Genomic DNA, 17,304 nt, shown 5'->3' on the forward strand with positions numbered 1-17,304 from the left:
TTGCACCGTCTCAGAGTTTTCCCCATTTATCCTTTTAAGTTGTTAATCATGAACCGAGTTTCTTCACGGACTCCCTTCCTTGCCACCATTCTGGGAGCGGCCTTGGTGCTGTCGCAGGTATCCAGCTTGGGCCAGGTCAACTCGCCACCGGATGGCTTTGGGATCCTGCCCGACGAAGTCGGTATTCACTTCGGACCTGCTTCAAGTGCCCCATTTTCGACCTTGGGAGAAAGTCTCCTGGATGCCGCTCCTGATGGTGAGTTTGTCACGGCACCCAACGGCGTGGTACTCTGGGCGTTGCGCCACACGCCATCCTCAGGGACCATTCCTGGACCTGTCCCTCTGGACGAGGTAGACGTCCACCGGCGAAACTCCGGTGGCCAGTGGATCTATGAAAGCACATTGATTCCTCCATCGGCAGCGGGTTCCAACTCGGAGTATGGGGCGGCTGTGGTCGCATCTGGAAACCGCCTCTTTATCGGAGCCCCCGGCGCTGTGAACAGTGCCTCTGTGGCGGGTGGTGTGGTTTACGTGTATGAGTTTGACGGCATCGTACTGACTCCTGTCCAGACTCTTGAACTGGCCGATGGGGTGGAGGGTGACCGCTTTGGAGCCTCTCTTGCCGTAGATGGGGGACGTCTCCTGGTAGGGGCACCCGGGCGTGACAAGGCGGACGGGGAAAGCACCGTTGCCAATGCGGGGGCAGCCTATTTCTTCGAACTCAACAGCACCTGGAGCCTGGTACGCACGGAGTGGAGCACCCAACCTCAGGCCGACGCCCAGTTTGGGTTCTCGGTAGGACTTTCAGGCAGGCGGTTCGCTGTGGGGGCTCCCTTTGAAGACGGGAAGTATGTCGGCGGCGGCACACCCGTCCATTTGACTGACGCTGGTGCAGTCTATCTTGGGCGCTGGGATGCTGCTGTCCCCCTGTTGCCTTTCAACAACCTGTTTTCAACTTACGCGCCAGTGCAGGCATCCATAGCCGGACTGGCAGGTTCTCATTTCGGATGGTCAGTTGCGGTCGATGACCGTATGCGCGTGGCGGTGTCCATGCCGGACTCCTCGTGGATGCCCATGGACAATATGGTGGGCTGGGATTCTGGCGTCGTCATGGTCATGCACTGGAATGGCAAAATGTCACCAGACGAAGCCTTTGTACGCACTTCATTTTCCCATGGTGAATTGTCTGTGGGAGCCCGCTTCGGTGAACATCTGGAAGCTGCCGCTGGCAGCGTGGACTTCGGCGTTGCCACTGCGCTACGGACCAACAACGCACGTGTTCACTACTATGTATTGGAGGCTATCCAGGCCCAGCCCGGGGCCGTAGTCGGTAGCGTAGAGACGCCCCGCCGTGTGGGGGATCTGGTGGCAGCAGACCCTGAAAACGTGGCTCTGACACTGAGCATCCCATCCGCGAACAATCCTCACGGGACTCATTTTGAGATCAGTGCAAGTGGAGAGCTTCGGGCCAAAAGCAGTCTTGGCACCTTGCTTGACGGCGTCTATCCGGTCGGACTTAACGTGTCCGACGGGGTCAATGGAGAGGTCAGTCGTGTGTTTCAAATCGAGGTGACCGGCGCAGTGCCCGATGCTGATCGGGACAAGATGGCAGATGCCTGGGAACTCGCTCACGGATTGAATCCTGCCATCAATGATGCCGAGGAAGATCCTGACCAGGACGGGCTGACCAACCTCCAGGAGTACAGTGCCAACAAGGATCCCATGGACCCGGAAGGGCCGCTGTTGATGGGCGGGTATATCGACCTGCGTCCTTTTCTGTCGCTGGTGTCACAAGACAAACCCGCAGAAGGCACCGTCACCGTGGCCGATGGCGGACAGGGTCTTGCTTTGACTGGCAACAGGTGGGTTCGAGTTCCTTTCGACTATACTGTCACGCCAAACACAGTCTTGGAATTTGAATTCCGCGGGACCACGCAGGGGGAAATTCATGGCCTGGGGCTGGACGAGGACGTCAACGAATCCAACGCGCGTCGTTTGGTCCAAGTATGGGGCGTCACGACCAACTTTGACGGTTCGATAGTTGAAACAGACTTTGATGCCTACAAGCATCACGCCAACAACTGGGCACCAATCCGCGTTCGTATCGGGCAGTCCTATACCGGCGCAATGCATCATCTGATCATCGCCAATGACGACGATGAACTACCACAAAACTCGAATACCGAGATCCGCAAGGTACGAGTTTATGAGGCCCCCGCTAGGGACCAGGATGGCAACATTGACCTGCGTCCGTTCGGCGGTTACGCCCTGGCTTACGATGGGGACAAGCCCAAGCAGGGCGGGAGCGTGAGCGTCTCAGCGGACGGCAAGGAAATCCAGGTCACCGGCAATCGCTGGCTTCAATGGTTGCTTCCTCACACAGTCACTCCTCTGACGGTCGTGGAGTTCTCTTACAAGAGCAATGTGCAGGGTGAGGTTCATGGCATCGGCCTGGATGAGGATACTCAGCTGAATAACAATAAACGCCTGTTCCAGTTCCATGGCACGCAATACTGGGAGAATGCCTTCAGAGTCGGAACATCTGACTGGTATGCGGGACCGTCAGGAACCTGGAAGAACTATCGGATTGGCGTGGGCAAATCCTACACGGGAGCCATGCGTTACCTGGTGATCGGAAACGACCACGACATCACCAACCCAAATGCCTCGGCCAGTTTCAAGAACATCAGAGTCTATAATGCTCCTGATTCCGACTTGGATCTGATTCCGGACTGGTGGGAGGCTGAATGGGGGACGAACCCCTTGGTGAAGGATGCAACGTTGGACCCGGACGATGATGGACTGACCAACTTGCAGGAGTACCAAAACAACACCGACCCGTTGGACCCTGAGGGGCCCTTGTTGATGGGCGGATATCTGGACCTGCGTCCCTACGTGTCACACATGGGCCAAGACGTTCCCACAGCAGGAACGGTCGTATTGCAAAACAAGGGTGAGACCATGACCCTCACGGGCAATCGATGGGTCCGTGTGCCGTTTGACTACAATGTCACACCCAACACCGTCATGGAGTTTGAGTTTCAGGGCACACAACAAGGAGAGATACATGCCGTAGGCTTGGATGATGACACCTTGGATGCCAATGGGAAGCGACTTTGCCAGCTCTGGGGTACAGATCCTTGGACCAATGCCTTCCAACCGGGCGACTACGATGGTTACTCGCACCATACACCTGACTGGAAGACCTATCGGATTCGTGTCGGTCGCCTGGCCACGGGAGCCATGCATCACTTCTTCGTCGTAAATGACGACGACAATGCGCCCCAGGACTCCTCAATGACCATTCGAAAGGTTCGCTTTTATGAAGCGCCAATTGTCGATGGCCAAGGTTACATAGATCTCCGCTACTGGAGTGGATATGGGCTGCCTACAAATGACGGGGATGCGCCGAAAACAGGCGCTGTGACGGGCGATAGCAGCGGTCGGGAAATTTCGATCCAGGGGAATCGCTGGCTTCAGGTCTTGGTGGATTATCCGGTTACGCCGAGAACGGTGGTGGAGTTCAGCTATCGTTCCGATGTCGAAGGAGAATCGCATGGATTGGGATTGGACGAAAATACTCAGCTGGGTGACGCCGCCCGGGTGTTCCGTTTTCATGGCACCCAAGCTTCAAACTATACCATTCCAACCTCCCCCTCATTGCGCTACCGGGAGGCAGGGGGCTGGCGACAGTACCGCCTGCCTGTCGGACGACAATATCCAGCCGCCGTGATGAGATATCTAGTGCTGGCCAATGACGACGATCGCCCCACCCCTCTTGCTAGTGCGGCATTCAAGGACATCAAGATTTACGAGGTTACGGACGATGCTGACGCTGACGGCATTCCGAATTCGTGGGAAACTGCCCACGCCCTCAACCCGAACAGCGCTGCAGACGCCTCGGCAGACCCCGATCACGATGGGTTGAGCAACCTTGAGGAGTATGAAGCAGGAACCAACCCTGACACACCTGACTCTGACGAGGACTCATTGCGTGACAATCTTGCCGTGGGCAAACTGGCAGGATACTGGAAAATGGATGTCGAAGGGCCAGCCGGGCATGAGATCGCGGATTCGACGCCGTCCAACGCCGATGGGACAGCCCATCAGCAGGCCAGAATCGAAAGCGAATCTGGGATCGCTGGAACCGCGGCCCTGCAGCTGGGCCTTCAGAACGAGTCAAGAGTGACTCTCCCGCCTGACCTGTTCGAATGGCAGCCAGACACGACCCTGGCCTTCTGGATGAAGTCCTCCACGCAAGGCGAGATGAGCGTCTTGAGTGCGCCTTCCGCCACCAACGACAATGCCTATCTGGTGTTGTTGAAAGACCGCTTCTTGCGGTTGTACACCGGATTGCATTCAAACGACTATGTTGAATGGGAGCCTGCGTTGACCGACGGTCAATGGCATCACGTGGTGGTGGTGCGCCAGGGGAGTGCCAACAAGGCAAGTTTGTACGTGGACGGTGTGTCCTTCGGTGAGCGATCGGGCACTTTTGTTACTCAGGACATTGATTTGGTGGTGCTGGGCCACGAAGCGGATTCTGTCAACGGAGACTTCGTGCCTTCGCAGAGATTCCGTGGATTCCTGGATGAGGTGCGATTTTATCAGAGGGCGGTGACAAGCGCTGAGGCGAAGTCGCTGGCTCTTTGGCAGCCCAGGTTGCAGAACCAGGATGACCTTGATCACGACGGGATGGCCGACGCTTGGGAACTGGCTCATCAAGTCACTGATCCCCAGGCAGACCATGACGGCGATGGACGTACCAACGTGCAGGAATTCCTGTCGAACAGTGATCCATGGGACTACTACAATGGGAGACCTCCTGTGTTGACGGATGTGTTCAACCCATCTGGGGGAACCGACTTGCTGATGCGGCTTGGCATCCGTGACCCTGGTGCTGCTGACGATGATTCGTGGAGGGCTTACATCAATGGAACCTACATTGGTCGCAACCTCCCGACGGGGTCTTCCAGCAGCGACTTCAACTATTCCAACATCCTGTATTTGCCCATCGGGCTGACGGGCACATTCACCTTCCAAATCATCTACGACGGGAATGAGGATGGCAGTTCTTTCCAACTGGATTTGCAGTTCCTCAACAGCATTCCATACACTCTGACAGGCTACTCCACGCTTCCACAAGGCTCAGGATACCAGTTCACGATCGACGTCTCTGATGACTTCGACAACGACGGCCTCATGAATGCCGTTGAGGTCATCATGACCACCGATCCTTGGGATCCGGACACCGATGACGATGGGCTGCCCGATGGGTGGGAAATCTCATACGACCTGAACCCCAAAGACGCCACCGGGATTCATGGCGGCGGTGCAGACGCAGATGATGATGGGTTGACCAATCTCCAGGAGTATGAAGCGCACACCAGCCCGCGGACCTTTGACTCCGATGGCGATCTCCTTCCAGACGGCTGGGAACTGGCGTACGGCGGTGTCTTCAGCCCCCTTGTAGCAAATGATCGTTTTGGCGATGAAGACGGCGATGGTTTGACCAATCTGGATGAAAAGATCTTCCAAACCGATCCTTTGGTGGCAGACACCGATGGTGACGGAACTTCCGATGGAGATGAAGTGAGCCAGGCAGGCTTGCCCAATGATGTCGGAGATTTTGGCTTGCCGCCATCGTTCCCGGCCAACCGTGCTCAGCCAAATCCGGGTGATGCGTGGGCTCTAAAGCTTGAAGTGGGAGACCCTACGGGAGGCCACTCTGAACGATATACGCTGGTAGTTCGTGATGCGGAGACTGGAGCTGTGTTGCTTGAGCACGAGGGCGGTACCTTTGGTCAGCCCTCTGCCAGAGAGTACTCACAGTTCCGACATGGCAAAAACTACACATTCCAACTCAAATGGAATGGATCTGCGCCGATCCTCAATCTTGCTCAGCCGGATTTCGACGGAGTGGCATCCGTGAAGCTGGTTGGACTGCCAGCTGCGATGGATTGGACCAGCTTGGGCTATCGATTGATCGATTCGATAGACACTACCACATGGTCCCCCACTGCGAGCCCACAGGTCTTCACGACCTGGAATGACAAGTTCAGCTTCAAGGCGGATGCAGCCAAGCATGAGACAGTGCTCATCTGGCTTTCCGACCAGCAAACCGACAGCGATGGAGATGGATTGGTCGACAGTGAAGAACGTCATATCTATGGTACCAATCCGGCACTCGCAGACACAGATGTGGACGGTATCCCAGATGGGTGGGAGGTCAGAAACGGCCAAAACCCTCTGGTGAAGGATGCTGACGCAGATCCAGATGATGATCACTTGACCAATCTCAGTGAATGGCAACACGGATCAGATCCTCGGTTGACCGATACAGATGAAGACGGGCTGCCAGATGGGTGGGAGGTGTCAAATGGCACAAATCCAGCCAATGCCAAAGATCGCCTGGAGGACAAGGATGGAGATCGCGTGCCCAACTACGTGGAGTTCCTCAAGGGGACATTGCCCAACGACAATCAGTCTCTCCCGGCACCCGACGTGGTCGTTGATTCGCAGCTCGCCTCCGCGAGCAGTTCGGACAACATCTTCGCAACGTTGCAGGAGGCATACAGCGCATTGCCGTCACCATCTGGAGAACCGGCTTTTTCCGTAATCAGAGTGGTGCCTGGCAAGTATGCTGGGCTTGACGGCCACTTGCAGAAGAAGCAGGTCGTCTGGTTGGCAGATGAGACAGGAAGTGTGGAGGTGACTGGCAGCTTTGCAGGTTTCTGGCTTGCGGCAGACACTGTGGTTTCAGGATTCCAATTCCAAGGGTTGGGTGTGAATGTAGCTTCTACGGGGGTGTTGATCTCCGGATCGCAGAGCAGCGGGGGAAGTGCACCCGATGTACGACTGATTAACTGCTTCTTCCGGAACCATCACTGTGGCACGATCGACAACACTGCCGCCGGCCGTCGTTTTGCGGGTGGGGTGATCAACGAAGGGGGGGAGGTGCATGTCCTGCATTGTACCTTCTGGAACAATACTGGCACCGATGCGGACGCAGTGGTGAATCGTTCTGGCACAGTTCAGATTGTCAATTCAGTGATCTGGAATCCCGGGCAGTCTTCAGGCGCAAATCAGGCAATTTGGGAGGCTGTGCTTGGTCAGAACGTGAAGGTCATTGACTCGTTGATCCAGGGGTCCACTGAAAATGAGTCAATCGAAGATCCGGGACTAACATTGGCAGGCAACATTACCGCCGACTCCCTTGCAAAAGACATGGGTACGGTGAGTGCCGGAGTGCTGCGGGACATTTATGGGACTGTTAGACCACAAGGCGCAGGCTACGATCTGGGGGCAGAAGAGTGGCTGGACACTGATGGCGACAACCTTCCTGATTGGTGGGAATCCAGGTACGGATTTGATCCCCAGGCGTCCACTGACCAGAACGACACCGACAATGATGGAGCGGGTCGCCTTGCGGAGTTCATGGCTGGTAGCGATCCGACCGACTTCTTCAGCAAGCCGGGCGCATCCCTCCCCGTGCTCGAAATCGTCGGAGGGAACAATCAACGGCTCGACGCTGGACAAGTAACCCCACAGCCGCTTGAGGTTTGTGTTCGCGATCAGGTCACCAATGAACTGTTGGTTGCAGCTCCGATCGACTTCACCATCGTCACAGGAGGGGGCGTTCTCTATGAGACTGCCGGAGGACAACCCATCGAATCGACGCCAGTTCGTCTGCAAACTGACAGTGAAGGGAAAGCAAGAATCTACTATAAACAACCCGCTTCACCTCAGTATCGAAGCACCATTCGCGCTAGCGCTGGAACCTCAGCAACGGTCGAGTTTTCATTGTTCGATACGGCGTTTACGGTTCAGCCGGACAGTATCACCGCCACCATAAGTGCTGGTACGTCAGAAAATAGCGAGCTGACATTGTCGAATCAGACAAGTGAGCCGGTCGCGTATAATTTGGAGGTGGAGAATGGGGCGGCACTCTTCAGCAGTGGCGACGACTATCAGTGGAAGAAGACTGGAGATGACGGGGGCCCTGCCTATCAGTGGACGGATATCAGCACAACAGGTTCGAGGCTGGCAACAGTCTCTGATGGTGACGACGTCTCGCAGGAGGTCTCGCTTGCTTTCAGTTTTCCTTTCTATGACGGGCATTTCGAAACGGTTTTCGTGCACTCCAACGGCTACCTGACCTTCGGCGCTGCTGCTACGCAGACCGCCCCGGACTCAATTCCGGGACTGTCGTTGCCGCCTAATCTTGTGGCGGGGTTGTTCGTGGACATGGATGGGGCAACATCTGGAGATGTCTATTGTTTTTCCGACAGCGAGAAATGCATCATCCAATATCAGGATGCAAAGTTTCAATGGTGGGACGGCAAAGCCACCTTCCAGATCGTGCTTCACAAGGGTGGTCGCATCGAGCTCATTTACAAAGAGTTGACGGGGGACTTCGCCTACTCTTTGACCGGTATTCAGAACGGCATGAAGTCCAAGGGGGTGGAGGTTTCGTATTTTACTTATGTGCTCCAGAGCGAGATGGCGGTAGTCTTGCATCGGGAACATCAATGGCTCTCGGTCGCTGCACCCGTTGGACAACTTGGAGTGGGCGAATCAGTTTCGATACCGATCACCCTGAATGCCTCAAAGCTGGAATCGGGTTCTTTTGAAGGCGTCGTCCTCGTTGGCAATGACCTTGCTTCGGGCGCTGTCGAGGTGCCCGTCATGATGACCGTAGATTCACTGCCTACCGTCTCTATCACCCAGCCTTCAGCGGATTTCGTGCACAACCCTGGAAGCAGCGTCCAATTGGCTGCCCAAGCCAATGACATGGAAGGGCCGATCTCAAAAGTGGAATTCTACATTGATGGTTTAAGGATTGCGGAGGACGCCACCGCACCTTACGAGACAACTTGGTGGCCAAACCTGTCTGCCGGCGATCATGAGCTTGTAGTAAAGGCGTATGATACGCAAGGTGGAGTGGGCGTGTCAGTGCCGCGTATTGTTGGCGCGGTGCAAGAGTCCCGACTCAGCCTTGAGGTTGTTGGCGGGAACAGCCAGATTGGGCAGCCTGAGGCGGTTCTGCCCCAGGCCGTTGTTTTGATGGTGAAAACCAGTGATGGTAGTCCAGCGCCCGGAGTGCCGGTACGCGTGCTTGTCTCAGAAGGAGATGGCCTCATAAGAAACGGGACTCAACAATCGAGCCTTCTCGAACTGACAAGCGACAGTCTCGGAAAGGTGACGTTCGAGTACAAGCTGGGATCAACTGTCGTGAACAAGCTCGTAGCTGGGACGTTGAGCGTGCCCATGTCCACGGCCTCTGTCGAAGGATATGCATCATCCGGCAGTACCAGTCCGACAAACCCGTTTCCAGGAGGCAATCCACCTGGTTCAGGAGGTTCAAATTCCGCACCCAACCCAGGAGGGGCTGGACTCCAACCTGTAGTAGACCCAGATCCAGAGTTCCCTGGGGCACCACACATTCAGTACATAGAGCCCATTACAACCACGACCTCGGAAGGTGACGTGACTGACTGGACGCAGATCAAGATGGTCTGGCAGGGTTCATCACACGGGACGGATGTTCAATATGCGATCGAGCGAAAGGTAAGTACTGGGCCTTGGACCCAGATGAGCTTGGTCGGCTCGGCTGGCATTTCACCCTATTTCGACGAGGAACTTGTAGCGGGGAAACGATATCTTTATCGAATCCACGCAGTGGTTAACGGTGCGCGCATTGCGACATCCAATATTGCACCTTACCTCGTGCCAGAAGTGAGATCTATCAAGATCAAGGAGTCTGCGGCGTTTGGTTCAAAAGGCGGCGCGCGCGAATTTCAATCGTCGGGCAGTGTGCCTCAGTATTATCTTACGACAAGTACGGCAGGAAGTTGGAACTACGGTGACGCTTCCGCTTCGTACTCAGGTACAGTTAGCTCCCATCCAGAGCCCAACGCAGAGACTGGAAATTTGGACTGGAGTTACTCCTATACGGGGTCGTCAAGTTTCACTTCATCATACCAAATTGGCTCTTCCACCTGTGATGAGACCGGGGCATGGAGTGGAACTTCTAGCAATTACAGCTTTGGAGAGTGGATTAGCGGTCCAATATCTTGGCCAGCGTGGGCGCCAAGCACTTCAGGAATGCCCACTTCTGAAGCGCCAACTGAGCGGTCTTACAATCGGGACAGCCAGGAAGCGACCGTATCGTTAAGTGGGGTTTACAGTACAGGCGATCTGATCACGGATGTGCATGCCAGCTTCCCTGAGTACAAGTTTGTGGGTGAATTTCAGAATCCTATTGCATGGTATGAGGGAGCATGGTCGTGGTCAGGTTATACGCCTTCAACGTCAATCTTATTCGCTTCCCGTCTGTTATGGTTGAATGATAGCACGTACGAAGTTCGGAAGATTAAGTACCAATTCACGGGAAACCCTTCACAAGGAGCCAAGCTCGAATGGTTCGAAGTCTTCGAGGAAGATGACCTTGCCGAACTCGAGACTCCTGTTGAGGACAGAATTCACATTGTAGCCCGTCGCAGTTGGAGCTTGTCGGGCGCTACGCCAGTGAGTGAAGAGTATGAGCTTGATGCGAGCACAATGGACAAGAACGGGCAGTTCTATTTGATGAGTGCCCCGCAGCTTACCATCCTTGAGACAGGATTTCATCCTTTGGATGAGTTCGAAGAAGACCAGCCCCGTGTCATCACGCAATCAGCAGACGGCCGTTTCTACATCGAGAGCAATGCGCTTCCCTGGATAACGCACACGATTTCGTGGACGGGGGGGAATGGCATTAAAGTGTTCCTCGGGGGAGTTGAAGTGTTGAATGGGCAGACCTTTACGAGGGAACAGTGGGACTATTTTAGCACCGTCGGCTCTGGGTTTCGGGTTGTTGTCACGCAAGATGCGCTCCCGGGAACCACTATCAACATCACTTTGACATCGCACGGGCCCGGAAGCGCCGAGATTGGATCTGATCAAGTCAGCTTCAAATTCGAAGGTCCCGAGTATAACTACACTGTTCCGGTCGATGAAGCTTCAGGCGCGAGATATCGCAAGATCGCGCTCAACGGTCGACCATTGCCTGATGGCAAGCCTCAGACTACAGAAGAGTCAGATCAACAACCGGAGGATACATTTGTTGACGCACTCACATTGGGTCTGCGCCACAATGTGTCGGACATTTTCTGCAGGGTCCCAGGATCAGACTTGTCTCTCCAGGTTCGCAGAAGCATTCTGTCCGAGATATGGTCAGAGCGCAGTGGTCTGCGCCCAAATGAACGTCCTGATCGTCCTTTCGGAACTGGGTGGAGCACAAATTTGACCCCTCACGTAGCGGTCGTTCTTCCTGTCTCAGAAACGGGCAGCAGTTCGCCAGAACCATTGTTCTTCGAAGTGGTCGACGAGGATGGCAATTCGTACCGATTTCTTCAAGTCGGAGACGACTTTGTTCCGTTCCCCACGGCGAAGCACGAAGGCAACACGTTCCTTGCCTCACTGGCAGGAGAGGCATCTGGTGACCTGGTCTTCCGCAAGAAGTTTGGGACAACCATTGTTTTTCGCCCGTCCAATCTCATGCTGGAGGTCGCTTCCGACAGACTGATGGGAAGCGACTCTCGCAACAGGCATCACTACTACCGTGCCGTCAGCACTACTGACCGACTTGGGCAGAAGCTACAGTATGAGTACCAAAATGACACCTCGCTGGTGCCCAAGTGCATCACCGTTGTGGGGCGACCGGACCTCGCGCTGTTCATCCGGCAGAATGAGCATGGTCTCATCACGTCCATTTGGGATCCCAATTGGAACGAGACAAAGTTCGAATACGAACATGATGCATTACGGAATACGTGGCTGCTCGTTGCCGTACGCAGGGCGGACGGGACCAGAAACCAGTATGGCTATGAATTCGTCCAAGAAGCGGAGCTGAAACCTCGCCCAGTCGTAGTCAACGATCCTGGGACCACCTACATTCATTGTGACCTTACGTCGGTCACCGATCCGAACGGCAACACCTACTCGTTTGAGTACATGTTTGACCATAGCGGTAGCAACGTGGGATGGGGCAAGTACGATTACCAGTGGAGCTCGGAACACCCCGAGATCAGCGGCTACTACGTCACCACGGGACACGCCCGAATGGTCAAGAAGGTGACTATGCCTGGAAACAAGGGCATCGCAGAATTCCAAAATCTCTCCAAGACCAAACTCGTGCGGGATGCTGACGGAGTCGCCGCGCTGTCAAACGACAGCGTCCGCAAGACACGTGTGTGGGACGCGGAGGGACATCTCCGCACCTATGAATGGAGTGATGGTGTGGTGTGCGAGGTCAATACGCTTGGGGACTATTATCCCAGCCCCAACGTGGTCGATCCCAAGATTGTCTACTATCGCGCGTTGACCGTTACCCACGACGGCTATGGTACGGAGTCATTCACCTTTGACGAAAACGCAGGTCTGGCTTTGAAGAGCGCCCGGGACCTTTCTGGGAACCTCACTACATTCTTCTACGATCAATCGTGGCAGGCTCCCCAGATCTACAGGCAAATCCTGCCACTTTCCTTGGGATTGAACGGCCGTTATGACGATCCGACCCGCCAGACGAACGCTTTGGGTAAATCCCGCACTTTCACCTACGACGAGCGTAGAATCATGACCTCTGTCGTGGATGAAGAGGGACGCAAGACAACCTACCTCACAGATTCGTTGGGAAGGCGAACCAGGGAGACAATAGAGGCGGCCGACGGTAGCCTGGTGCAGCAAACCGACTTCACCTATGGTGATAGCAGGTTCCCTGGATTGGTGACCCATACCTCACTGCAGAATCTCGTCGGGGGGCCAGCCTGGGAGACGGACCTGGTCACGCAATCTGTTCCTGACTCTGCTGGACGGATCATGGAGCAGATCGTTGATGCCGGGGGATTGAACCTGAAGACTTCGTTCACCTATGCGGCCAACGGCAACAAGCTGACTGCGACCGATCCCAACGGAAACACCACTTGGTTCTTCTACGACTCGTGTAACCGCCTGTGGTGGACAGGTTTCCAGGACGGTTCACACCGGGAGCTTCGTTATGATGCCCGAGGCAACAAGGTCCGAGATATCGACGAAAAGGGCAACGTGACCATCTTCGAATACGATGCCCTGAACCGCGTGGTAAAACAAGCGAGGGACATGAACGGCAATGCCGTTATCGATACTCCTGATCTTGTGTCTGAAAGCGACTACAATGCCGTGGGTTCCGTCACCATGACCAAGGACCCTGAGGGCAACGTCACCACATTTGTTTACGATGGGCTGCAGAGGTTGGAGGAAAAGCACCAGCCGCTCAACATCACCACCACTTTCCAGTATGGAGCCAACAGTGGTGGCAGCGTCTTTGACAGCACTCCCTTCAAACCGACACGAACGGAAGATCCCAGAGGCTATGTGACTGGCGTCACGTACGATGCACTCTATCGTCCCAAGGAAACTAGAGTTGGTTATGGAGCTGGGATTGCGGTCACTCATACGGAGTACGACGATGTCGGCAACGCTGTGGAAGTCATTGACCCATTGGACAAACACACGGTCACTGATTACGATGCACTGAACCGTCCAACTGCGGTCCACTTCGAGGACGGCACGACCCAGAAGACATACTTCACATCCACGGGCCTTAAGTGGAAGGTTGAGGATGAATTAGGCAGGCAGACTCTAACCGAGTTCGACGGAGCGGGTCGCCCGATCAAGGTGACGCAGCCGGCCGTGTGGGACACTGTCTCCGGTCAGATCAAGAACCCGGTGACCCGTACGGAGTACGACGATGCAGGTAACGCTGTGGCTGTCATCAACGCCCGCGGACAGCGCTCCGACTTCGGTTATGATGCTCGCAACAGGAAGGTGTCGAGTAAGCTTCCAGAAGCTTGGGACGCAGAGCGTGCGGTATTTGTAAGAGCAACGACTGTCACAGACTACGATCCCGTTGGGAACGTGGTAAAGGTGACCGATTCGCGTGGCTATGTAACCGACACAACGTACGATGAGGCCAATCGCATTCGTTCTGTCACCGCCCCAATAGTTGAAAAGCCAGATGGGACGACGGCCCGGCCCGTCACCTTTACTACGTACTACAAAACTGGCACTGTGAGGACAGTCACTGACCCCAATGGGCATGTGACAACCAATACCTATGATGCGCTCAACCGTCTTCGTACGACGACTGATGCTGAAGGCATCGTTGTGACCAATGAATACGACAAGGTGGGGAGCCGCACCGCTGTCATCGACGGCAAGAACCAGCGCACTGAGTTTGAGTACGACGGCTTGAACCGCAATACTGTGGTTCGAGACGCGTTGAGCCGTGAAACGGTCTTCGAATACAATGATCTCAACAAGACTGCCAGGGTTGATGCCGAGGGGCAGCGAACAGAGTATCGCTATGATGACCGCCATCGCTTGGAAACCGTCACCTACATTGGGCGGGCAGAGGACAACCGGGTCTATGATTACGATCCGGCTGGGAATCTCCTCAGTGTGACGGAGTCAGGTAAAGGCGGGAAGGCTGATGTGGCGTACACCTATGACGTCCTCAACCGAGTCGAAAGCGAAACATCTGGCGGGCTCACGCACCAGTACCGTTACGATTTGGTGGGGAATCGCACGCTCGTGATCTATGGAGGAACTGGACGGGAGATCGTGAGCACTTATGACTCGGTCAATAGGCTTGCCACAATGAAGGAGAATGGGCGAACGACTAGCTATGCATACAATGCTGCGGATGCGGTTTCGATTCGCACTCTCCCCAACGGGGATTCTACGTCTACGATATACGACGCCTTGAACCGAGCTGTTCAAATCCAAGGGATTACTGCATCCTCGGGGTTGTTGTATACCCAGATCATGAAGCACGATCTTGCGGGGAGCGTGGTTCAGATTTCCGAGATCTACCCCTCAGGGCTCGCAAACCGGACGGTGGTGAACACCTACGATGACATTTACCGACTAGTTAACGAGTCGATCACGACTGCTGAAGATGGGACCGTGAGCATCACCTATGGGTATGATGATGCGAATAATCGGGCTCAAAAGGTGGTCGTGGGTAGCCCAACACCTGGCACCACGGACTACGTCTACAACAGCATCAATCAGCTCACCAGTTGGACAGAAGGGGGGAACACCGTCAGCTACACGTACGATCTCAACGGGAATCGGGAGTCTCGTACCCAAGGTGCAGCCAGTGACTCTCTGGGATGGGACTACGAGAACCGATTGATCAGCTTCGACAAGAATACAGGCGATGGCCAGGGGCTCTACACCTTCGTGTACGATTACCGCACTCGCCGTATCGAGACAGTCAAAGATGCAGACCCAATCACGAAGTTTGTCTTCAGTGGAGGCGCTTCCGTCCAGGAGGTTGAAGGAGGTGTGCTTGCCGCGGAGTTTGTCCGTGGTAGTGATATTGGCGGTGGAGTTGGAGGGATGCTGTATTCGTTGCGGTCGGGGACGCCAAGCTACACCCACTACAATGCGCGCGGAGATGTTGTGGCCAAGACTGATGGTGTTGGAGCCCTGACATACCAGGCTGCATACGAGGCTTGGGGTGAGATTAAAGCGGAATCCGGCAGCACGCAGGATCGGCAGAAGAGCAACAGCAAGGACCGGGATGTTTCGGGGTATGTCAACGAGGGTTTCCGGTATCGTGACATCGAGAGTGGAGCGTTCCTGTCAAAAGACCCCTCAGGATTCGTGGATGGCCCCAACTTGTATGCGTATGTTCTACAAAACCCATGGTCAAGCTTTGACCCTGACGGTCTAAAGACGATCTCAAACTACTTGCACGACACAGCTGTCGCAAAAGGTCGAATGGCTGAGATAACTAGCGAGGATGGATGGGCCTTCAATCGGAAGAAAGCTGCGGAGTGGGATAGCCTAAGAACCGATGTTGCTCTCTATGAGAGCAAGATCGGAGAGATCGTCGCTACAGCAAAGGCAATGTCTGAGTATACTGGTGCTCAAGTAGATGCGACGTCAATTGATGACGAGTGGTCAACATATAAGTCTTTCAATCAGATTCATTTTTGGCACAAGATGAATCCCGAGGCCGAAGTTGGAGATAAGTTTAACAGAGGCGACGTGGCGGGTGCCGCAGGCAAGCTCGCCCAAGATGCTGTCGTTGCGTTACTGGCAGAGGCCGGCGGGAGATTTATATTCAAAGGTGTATCGAGATACCTCGGCGCAGCAGACGACGTGGCAGCGACCGCGGGGGGGCGAGGGCTCATCTACTGCTTCCCCGCGGGAACAATGGTTCTGATGGCTGATGGGTCGTCAGTGCCAATTGAGCAAGTTGTCGAGGGCGACATTGTGCTTGCTGCGGAACCCGAGACTGAGTCAACTCCAACGAAGTGTAGGGTTCTAGGTACTTTGCGGAGTGCAACGTACCGCATGGTCGACTTGAAGGTAGTGACCGGTAGTGTGCTGAAAGTAACTGGTGAACACCCCATCTGGACTCTGAACCGAGGGTGGCAGCATGCCGATGATCTTGTTGAGGGAGACCTCCTTCTTAAGCCTGACGGTAGTTCCACTAAAGTCTCTTCAGTCGAAATTAACCAAGTCCAAAAGACTGACACCTTCAATCTTTGCGTCGAAGGCGTACATACGTTCTACGTGTTTGTCGGTCGCGATGCAGTGCTAGTTCATAATACCGATGCTGTGCTCGGACTTGATAGATTTCTGCCCCAATACGAGTCTCTCACTGGGGGCTCGGCCCATAAGAACTGGATAAGGGATGGACTCACAAGGCGTGGTAGTCCAGGTAGTGTGCACTTTGGCAGAAAGTTCAACGACGCAATGGCAAATGCTACCAGGATTCACTTCGCACTCGATGGCATTGACGACGTCAAGGGTTCAATCTACAAAGGACGTGGAGGTTTCCCAAACCAGTCACAGTTAAACTCTCCTGGTGGCCGCCTACTTCCAAGCTCCTCTGGTGGCGGTTTCACAGATGCCGAATTGAGATTAATTACCAGAAATCCTGATCTATTGAACAAGACAACCTTCTACCGCGGCGGACAAGTGGTAACCGAACTGTGCCCCTAAGCTTATGGAAAATATACAACTAGTGCATGCCAAGAAGAACCTCGGGAAATGGCGCGGAGCAGATGGGCAGTTCGTGTCTTACGAGCCGACCTTGCAGCTAGCTACGTTGGCGTTCTGGTTCGAGCTAGCGCCAGATCGCGGATTCCTACAGTTGTCGTTGAGCGGATGCTCACGGATTAGCCTTCCCGTGAAATGGAACTGTAGCTCGATGAATATTGCAGATCTGGACCTCTCCAAGCAGTTTAAGATCGAAGATCCGAC

The 17,304-nt window shown here is 54.7% G+C and carries 1 protein-coding gene; it reads left to right on the forward strand.

Annotated elements, in window-relative coordinates:
* Positions 1 to 48 precede the first annotated feature (48 nt).
* The gene (locus tag VSP_RS33210; RefSeq protein ID WP_009958036.1) at positions 49 to 17,043 is read left to right on the forward strand and encodes a LamG-like jellyroll fold domain-containing protein; all 16,995 of its coding nucleotides are present in this window, start codon (positions 49 to 51) and stop codon (positions 17,041 to 17,043) included.
* The last annotated feature ends 261 nt before the right edge of the window (positions 17,044 to 17,304 follow it).

It is taken from the genome of Verrucomicrobium spinosum DSM 4136 = JCM 18804 (assembly GCF_000172155.1).
GTDB classification, from domain to species: Bacteria; Verrucomicrobiota; Verrucomicrobiia; order Verrucomicrobiales; family Verrucomicrobiaceae; genus Verrucomicrobium; species Verrucomicrobium spinosum.

Bases quoted from the DNA above. Each gene is read 5' to 3' on its own strand.
- VSP_RS33210 (WP_009958036.1), top strand. From the start codon at position 49: ATGAACCGAGTTTCTTCACGGACTCCCTTCCTTGCCACCATTCTGGGA.